Annotated in this window: 9 protein-coding genes; 1 reads left to right on the forward strand and 8 read right to left on the reverse strand. The window is 47.5% G+C overall.

Annotation, left to right across the window (positions count from 1 at the left end):
- Positions 1-175: 175 nt before the first annotated feature.
- Positions 176-343: a hypothetical protein gene (locus B3M90_RS06330; RefSeq protein ID WP_155960196.1), complete on the reverse strand. Its 168-nt coding sequence runs from the start codon at positions 341-343 to the stop codon at positions 176-178.
- Positions 344-426: 83 nt separating this feature from the next.
- Positions 427-1,269 carry a KPN_02809 family neutral zinc metallopeptidase gene (gene ypfJ, locus B3M90_RS06335; RefSeq protein ID WP_056064528.1) on the reverse strand — a complete coding sequence of 281 codons (843 nt, stop codon included), beginning with the start codon at positions 1,267-1,269 and terminating at the stop codon, positions 427-429.
- A 193-nt stretch (positions 1,270-1,462) separates the two neighbouring features.
- Here ypfJ and B3M90_RS06340 point away from each other — a divergent pair, with 193 nt between their 5' ends.
- Positions 1,463-2,581: a glycosyltransferase family 4 protein gene (locus B3M90_RS06340; protein WP_290783050.1), complete on the forward strand. Its 1,119-nt coding sequence runs from the start codon at positions 1,463-1,465 to the stop codon at positions 2,579-2,581.
- Between the two features lie 75 nt (positions 2,582-2,656).
- Here the strand turns inward: B3M90_RS06340 and B3M90_RS06345 are convergent, their stop codons facing one another.
- The 6 genes from B3M90_RS06345 to B3M90_RS06370 all read right to left on the reverse strand — a co-directional run bounded on the left by B3M90_RS06345 (position 2,657) and on the right by B3M90_RS06370 (position 6,796).
- Entirely contained in the window at positions 2,657-3,301 is a 645-nt protein-coding gene (locus B3M90_RS06345) for a peroxiredoxin-like family protein (protein WP_290783052.1), read from the reverse strand.
- Positions 3,302-3,341: 40 nt separating this feature from the next.
- Complete coding sequence (locus B3M90_RS06350) at positions 3,342-4,409, reverse strand: YcjF family protein (protein ID WP_290783054.1); 1,068 nt, start codon at positions 4,407-4,409, stop codon at positions 3,342-3,344.
- A gap of 97 nt (positions 4,410-4,506) precedes the next feature.
- Positions 4,507-4,989, reverse strand: a complete 483-nt coding sequence (locus tag B3M90_RS06355) for a GNAT family N-acetyltransferase (RefSeq protein WP_290783056.1) — start codon at positions 4,987-4,989, stop codon at positions 4,507-4,509.
- Between the two features lie 87 nt (positions 4,990-5,076).
- The gene (locus B3M90_RS06360; protein ID WP_396205699.1) at positions 5,077-5,514 is read right to left on the reverse strand and encodes a GNAT family N-acetyltransferase; all 438 of its coding nucleotides are present in this window, start codon (positions 5,512-5,514) and stop codon (positions 5,077-5,079) included.
- A gap of 107 nt (positions 5,515-5,621) precedes the next feature.
- A complete protein-coding gene (locus tag B3M90_RS06365; protein WP_290783060.1) occupies positions 5,622-6,323 on the reverse strand; it encodes a YjjG family noncanonical pyrimidine nucleotidase in 702 nt (233 codons plus the stop codon).
- A 2-nt stretch (positions 6,324-6,325) separates the two neighbouring features.
- Positions 6,326-6,796 (reverse strand): DMT family transporter, encoded by a 471-nt coding sequence (locus B3M90_RS06370; RefSeq protein WP_035411580.1) that lies wholly within the window; start codon positions 6,794-6,796, stop codon positions 6,326-6,328.
- Between the last annotated feature and the right edge of the window lie 81 nt (positions 6,797-6,877).

Below are 6,877 nucleotides of genomic sequence, written 5' to 3' on the forward strand. Positions count from 1 at the left end.
ATTCAAGCAGGAAAGCGGGTCTTATTTGTCTCTGGCAGCGCATAATGCGCTTTTTCCTGTAGGAGTGGCGTGTGACGTGTCATTCTTTTTTTTTACGAGATAAGGGTGGCAGATCATCATTCTGCCACCCTTATCTTTGTAAAGGACGACATGTGAGTCAGCCCCTTTTTGGTATTTAACGTTTCAGTACAAGCCGTTTCAATAAATAGCCCGTTATGACGAGTAACGACGCAATCGCGATATAGACCATGTAGACCAACAAGTTTGGCGCAAATCGTGACACGATGTACGTCAATACGACGACAGCCGTATACAGCAACAAAAATAGACTGATGTGCTTCAACTTCGACACTCCCCTTTGAATCCTTCTCTCTTCTTTACGGAAACGACTGGAAAATGTTTCAAAAGGTATGTCTTTACTTCGTTTTATAGATTCTTCGCTTTGAATGTGTCTCCACCTTCGATCGTGCCGTTATCAAAGCCTTTTTGGAACCAACGTTCCCGTTGCGCCGATGTGCCGTGAGTGAAACTTTCCGGTACGACATATCCTTGTCCTTTCTCTTGTAACGTATCGTCCCCAACAGCATTCGCTGCTGTCAACGCTTCTTCGAGATCGCCTTCTTCGAGCAAGTTTTCACCTTGCGCGTGATGCGCCCAGACGCCGGCATAATAATCTGCCTGTAGCTCGAATCGAACGAGGTACTTGTTGAACTTCTCCTCACTCATTTGCTTTCGAAGTGGCATGATCTCATCCGATTTTCCGAGTAACGTCTGGACATGATGCCCGACTTCATGCGCAATGACATAGGCCATCGCAAAATCGCCCGGTGCTCCGTATTTCGTCTGCAGTTCATCATAAAAGCTTAAATCAATGTATAATTTCTGATCACCGGGACAGTAAAAGGGACCGACGGATTTCCCTGCTTGTCCGCAAGCCGAACTAACTTGATCCGTATATAAGACGAGTGTCGGTTTTTTATAGGTCTTACCATCTTCTTTAAATTCTTTTGTCCAGACTCGTTCCGTATCGGCCAAGACGACGGAGACGAAGTCCGCTGCTTCTTTTTCCTGCGCTGTTTCCTCATACGTCGTATTTTGCTGATCCCCACCGGTTAAGTCTCCGAGTAGTTCAGTTGGATTCCCACCCATCAAAGTGATGACGATCAGCAGGATGATTCCGACACCACCGCCGATACCGGCGATTCCTTTTCCACCCATTCCTCGCCGGTCCTCGACGTTTGAACTTCGTTCTCTTCCCTTCCATTTCATGTGTTTTCCTCCTACCCGTTTCGTTATTGTTCTTTACCCAAAAGCTTTTATACGTAACGCTTCAGCACATCATAGATGAAACAGAAGTCATTTGATTTGAAGGATTTTCTAGGAATATCCTTCTACTGTAGAGAAGATTAGTAGCAGAACCAATCTTTCGGATCCAATTTTTTCTACACAAAGGAGGTACGACATGAAACCTCATCTACTTTTTTTATCTTGGCGTGATGCTCGACATCCCAAATCCGGAGAAGCTGAAACTTTTATTCATGAAATGTTGCGACGTATTAGTACTACCTATCGTGTCACCCATTTGTCCGTCTCATTCAAGGGCGGATCACCGATGGAGTATCGAGATGGTATCACTTACCTCCGTTACGGTACGACAGCTTCTCTTATTCCATACGCACTTTATTACTACTGGTCATATGCTAAAACGATTGATTTAGTTCTGGATCATTTGAATGGACTTCATTTCTTCACACCACTGTATGTTCCACGTCATAAGCGAACTTTATTTCTTTATCAACTAGTTCGTGAACGTTGGTCAACGACGCTTTTCTTTCCCTTTTCAAAACTTGGTGAATGGACAGAGACTCGACGGTTGAGATGGTATAAGGATAGCCATGCCTTGACTGTCAGCCCCTCTGTTGTAGAGGAACTGCAAAGTGTTGGTTTTACGAATCGCCATATCACGATGTTACCGCCAGGACTTTCTTTTTCCCCGTGGTCTGAACAAGAGTGGGAGGTAAAAGAACACGTTCCAACCTTTCTATATATCAATCGTCGGAACGAAAAAGAACTTCAAGATGTTGTAGAGTCATTCCTCATGGTCCAACGTGAGTTTCCTGAGACACGCCTCTGGCTGATTGGTATCCGTAACGGCTTCCACCTCTTGCAACACCTTACACTCCCTCTTCCCAAAGAAGTGGATGATGCCATCACATACTACGATTCAGTCACTGAAACAGAAACGCGCAGCATGATGAGTCGTGCCACCGCTCTCCTCTTCCCTTCTATACGCGAAGGCGTGGGTTTTCCTATAATTGAAGCGGCAGCTGTTGGAACACCGTCCATCGTATATGATGCTCCTGGTGTCCGAGACGCCGTTCAGTATGGCATGACAGGCTACATGGCTAAAAACAAAACACCTGGTGCACTCGCTGCCGAAATGCGAGCTTGTTTCCGAGATTCAGAGGAGTACGAAGCCATTCGCATCTCCGCTCATCATTTTGCACGGGCAATGGACTGGCAACAGACTGATCTCAAATTTCAAGAATGGTTGAGACAAGTACTGCTTGATACAAAATAAAGGTAAACTTCAAACGGTCTGACTTCTCCCAACAAATAGAGAGAAGCTAGACCGTTTGAATTAATCTTCATGCTTTTAATTCTGTTCAAGTTTTGGGATGATCTGCTCTGGATCAACGCGTTTCGTATAATCCGATGGCACTTCTACGAAACGAATCACACCACTTGTCTCAATGATGAACGTTGCTGGTTTAGGAAGTTGCCAGTCATCATTTCCGTTATGCTTCGCAACATCGAGTCCTGATGCCTTGTAAATCTCAATTAGATAATCCGGTAAGTCAAACACGAGGTCGAATTGACGGGATACATGTAAATCAACGTCACTTAAGACAGGGAAACTCAAGCCATTCTTATCCGCTGTTTGTTCAGCAAAATCAGGCGTCTCCGGACTGATTGCAACAACAGTTGCACCAAGTGCGCGAATCCGTTCGATTTCCCGTTCGTACGCGCGAAGCTCGAGATTGCAGTACGGACACCAGCCACCCCGGTAGAACGTCAAGATGACAGGACCTTGCTCGAGTAACGTCTCGATTGCGACCAGCTCTCCAGATACATCGGGTAACGTAAAGTTTGGGATTGTGTCTCCTACACCCAACCCTTTAGCGACCCCAGAAGCAGCAAGTTCAGCTGTCGCTTCCGCCATCAACCGTTGTTTCTCAGCAGGTGCCTTTTGTCGGAATTTCGATTGATATTGTTTGATTTCTTCGAGTAGTCGTGTCATATGTTCTCCCCCTTCATTGCTGTATGGAATAGCAAGAAGATTACTCGTTTGTCTCTTCTGACGACTCCTCCGCCTTCTTTCGGAATCGTTTGACGAACCCCATTAGTTGTTCCGGTGTTAATTCGAGCTTATTCTCATAGACATATTTCGTTCCGTATCCGAGTGCAAGGGTGGCGGTCGAAGCGACTCCCGCGGCAATGACGGCACCATATCCCGGAACTAGCTTCGCCATTTGCCGAAAAGCAGTCTTTCCGGAGTTTCCGACGATCGTCACGACAAGCAACTCCTTCGCACTCTCTTTGGATAACTGCCGTTCGTACAGATTTGATAACTTGAGCATCAAGCCGATTTGAATTGAAGTCAACGGAATGATATCAGCTCCTGGAAACGGGACGGCACCGATTGCACCAGCAGCTGTTCCGGCACCCACGATCCAATTGTTGGCGATCTTTCCGCGAACGGTCGGATCCATCTGGCGAACGAACACATTATCCTTGTCGAACTTTTTTAAGATATCGAGGACCTCCCGACGGAGCCGATCAATATTCGTTCCTTCTCGTGCTGATACGGGAATGATTTTTGGTCCTGGTAGTTTTTCTGCAATATGGCGGACGATCGTGTCGACATCATCCGTCGCATCCATCTTCGTGACAACGATCAAGACATTTTGGTTATGTTGATAGATTTTCCGGAAATTTTTCGTCTCTGTCTCAGATAAGACAGTACCTGCCGCATTTAAAAAATAGAGGATGACATCGGCACTTTGATAATACGTCCATGTCGCTTCCGAGTTCTGTGTATTGGCATCATTTAGTCCCGGTGTATCGACGAAGATGACTTTATCTTCCGGATGTTGCCTTACTTGATCGATGCGGACCGTTTCACCCGGGCGCGCCCCGACCGTCGCGACTTCACGACCAAGAATTGCGTTCAAGGTCGAGGATTTCCCCGCATTGACGTCTCCGATCAGGGCAACTGTCACGTCCTGCTCCAACGATTGATTAAAATCCCTTCGCTCCGATTCAAACGACTGATCAAAGATTTCCTCCAGTTTGCGTTTCCGCTTTTGTTGATTGGTCTCAAGTCCCTCACCAAAAAAATCATCCATCGTGATCCCTCCCCTTCTTTTGCTGTCTGTCTTTTCCCGTTATCCCTTGCTTTCAACACAAAGAAGGCAAGGGAACATTGCGTCCACTTGCCGAATTTTAGAGATATGTGCTGCGTCGCTCGAGCAATACCGTATCGCGCCATCTGCCTCCGAGCCGACCAATTCTCTCCCGGCGACCAACTTCGCGAAAATTAAAACGTTCATGAAGGCGCAGACTCGCATGATTTTCCGGAAAGACTTGCGATTGCAGGGTCCAGATGCCTGCTGCTTCACTTGTTGCAATGACGTCTTCCATCAAGCGAGTGCCGACACCTTTACCGCGTGCTTCTTCCGCGATATAAAGACTGATTTCAGCGACACCAGCGTATGCTGGAATCGAAGAAAATGGACTTAATGCGACCCATCCGAGCAGTTGCTTGCCTTCGATCGCAACGAGACGACTGTGTTCATGGTGATGTCCCGTCCATTCTTCGTACGGTAATGCTTCCGTGCGAAACGTCGCGTTCTCCGTCTTTATCCCTTGTTCGTAAATCCGGACGACTTCTTCGTAATCGTCCGCTGTCATTTGACGTACTTTCATCTCATCAGACTCCTTTGTTGCTCACATGCTGATTCTAGTTCGACAGCATGTCAGGAGTCTCCTGTTTAATCGACGGTTCATCAAGTTTTATACTTCTAATCGTACTGCCATTTCCCGACCGAATCGATCCCCGTGGTCGATGAAGCCAAGACTCGCATACAGACGATGTGCCGCCTGATTATCCGGTCGATAACCGACGACGATTCGTTTTGCTGCGGGTAACATTCGCATCTCTTCAATCACGGCTTGCATCGCTAATCGCCCGATACCGTTCCCTTGCTGCGCCTGATCAATCATGATGCGATAGATCCAGTAGCCGTCGAGTTCTTCTAGTTCCGTGTTGTACATCACAAAACCAACAACCGTATCGTCCATCATAATCGCCCGAAGGACAAGGCTTGGTTCGAACTTCGCTTGCGCGATCGAATAGACATTCGCTTCCATGAAGTCCTGCTGTTCTGCTGTCAGCGTCAGCTCACAACAAGCTTCCCAATTTTCTGCTGTTACCGGTACGAGTTGAATCATGTTCATTTCCCCTTTTAATTAGACGGGAGTTGCCTCCAGCGTCTGTTGATCACATCGTTGCACGGTGATCGCCCCCTTTCCTTCTCTTTCCTATCGACTGATTTGATTCATTGTTGAAGGACTGCTGCGTTTTCAAGCACTGCAGGTAGTTCGGCTAAAGAGGTAATCGTAAACGTGGGCTTGATATCCGTTGCCGACTTTCCTTCTGGATTAAACCAACACGTTGCGATACCGGCTTCGTTCCCACCTGCAATATCAGCCGATAAGGAATCACCGACGATGATTGTTCGCGCCGGGTCGAATTGCGGAATCCGCGCAAACACATGATTGAAGAACCCTGCCATCGGCTTTTGGAAACCTGTCTCCTCTGAAACGAAAATCGCTTTAAAGAAGTGCGTTAATCCGGCGCCATCAAGTCGCGCGCGTTGCGTCTTTGAAATCCCGTTCGTGACGACGTACATCTCGACGTTCCCTTCTAGTTGCTCTAACAGGGCAGTCGCACCCGGAATCAATTCCGTCCCTTGCGCGAGGTATCCGCGATACGTTTCGTCAACTTCTCGTCCGTTGACTTCTCGTCCTTCTTCCGCAAAGAACGTCACGAATCGCGAGTGAATGACTTCCTCCCGTGTCACTTCACCCCGTTCGAGTGCTCTCCAGAGTGCGTGATTGATTTCCTTGTAGCGCGCTTCTCGCTCAGTCGTCCACGTTAGATCTTGTTGCTCAAGCAGACGTCGAAAGGCAATCCGTTCCGTCGCTTCAAAATCAAGTAGTGTATGGTCAATATCGAATAATACTGTTTTATAAAACATGTTCAAGCTCCTTTACGTACTTGTCGTACAGTTGTTGTTTTCCCGCCCAGTTGAAATAACAGTACGCCCCCACCAATCAGCAACACACCGAGTGCTTTCGTCCACGTAAACGGAACGGCTTGTAACCCGAACCAACCGAGCGTATCCCACAGTAAGGCAAACAGGATTTGTGATACCATGACGATCGAAATCGCTCGACTTGGTCCGAGTTGTTGAACCCCTTGCGTCACACAGAGGACGACACCGACACCGATGATCCCACTGAACCAAAACCAAGTTTGCGCCTGTTCGAGTGCAAACAATTGTGACCCTTCGACGATCAAACCAATCGTCAGTGAAGCGAGGAACCCGAGTCCAAGGACTAGCGTCGTCGTCGCCCAAGCACCGACATGTTCTTTGACTTTTGCGTTAAACGTATTTTGAATACAAACGAGCATACCCCCACAAAGGGCAAGGATGATTCCCGTAACCATGTTGCACCTCTTTCATTCGTAAATGCTTTCTCCGACTCGTTCCATCAATCCGTCTCGATCAATGATCTCAATCGTATGCTG

This window comes from Exiguobacterium sp. UBA6309 (genome assembly GCF_002439205.1).
Taxonomy (GTDB): domain Bacteria; phylum Bacillota; class Bacilli; order Exiguobacteriales; family Exiguobacteriaceae; genus Exiguobacterium_A.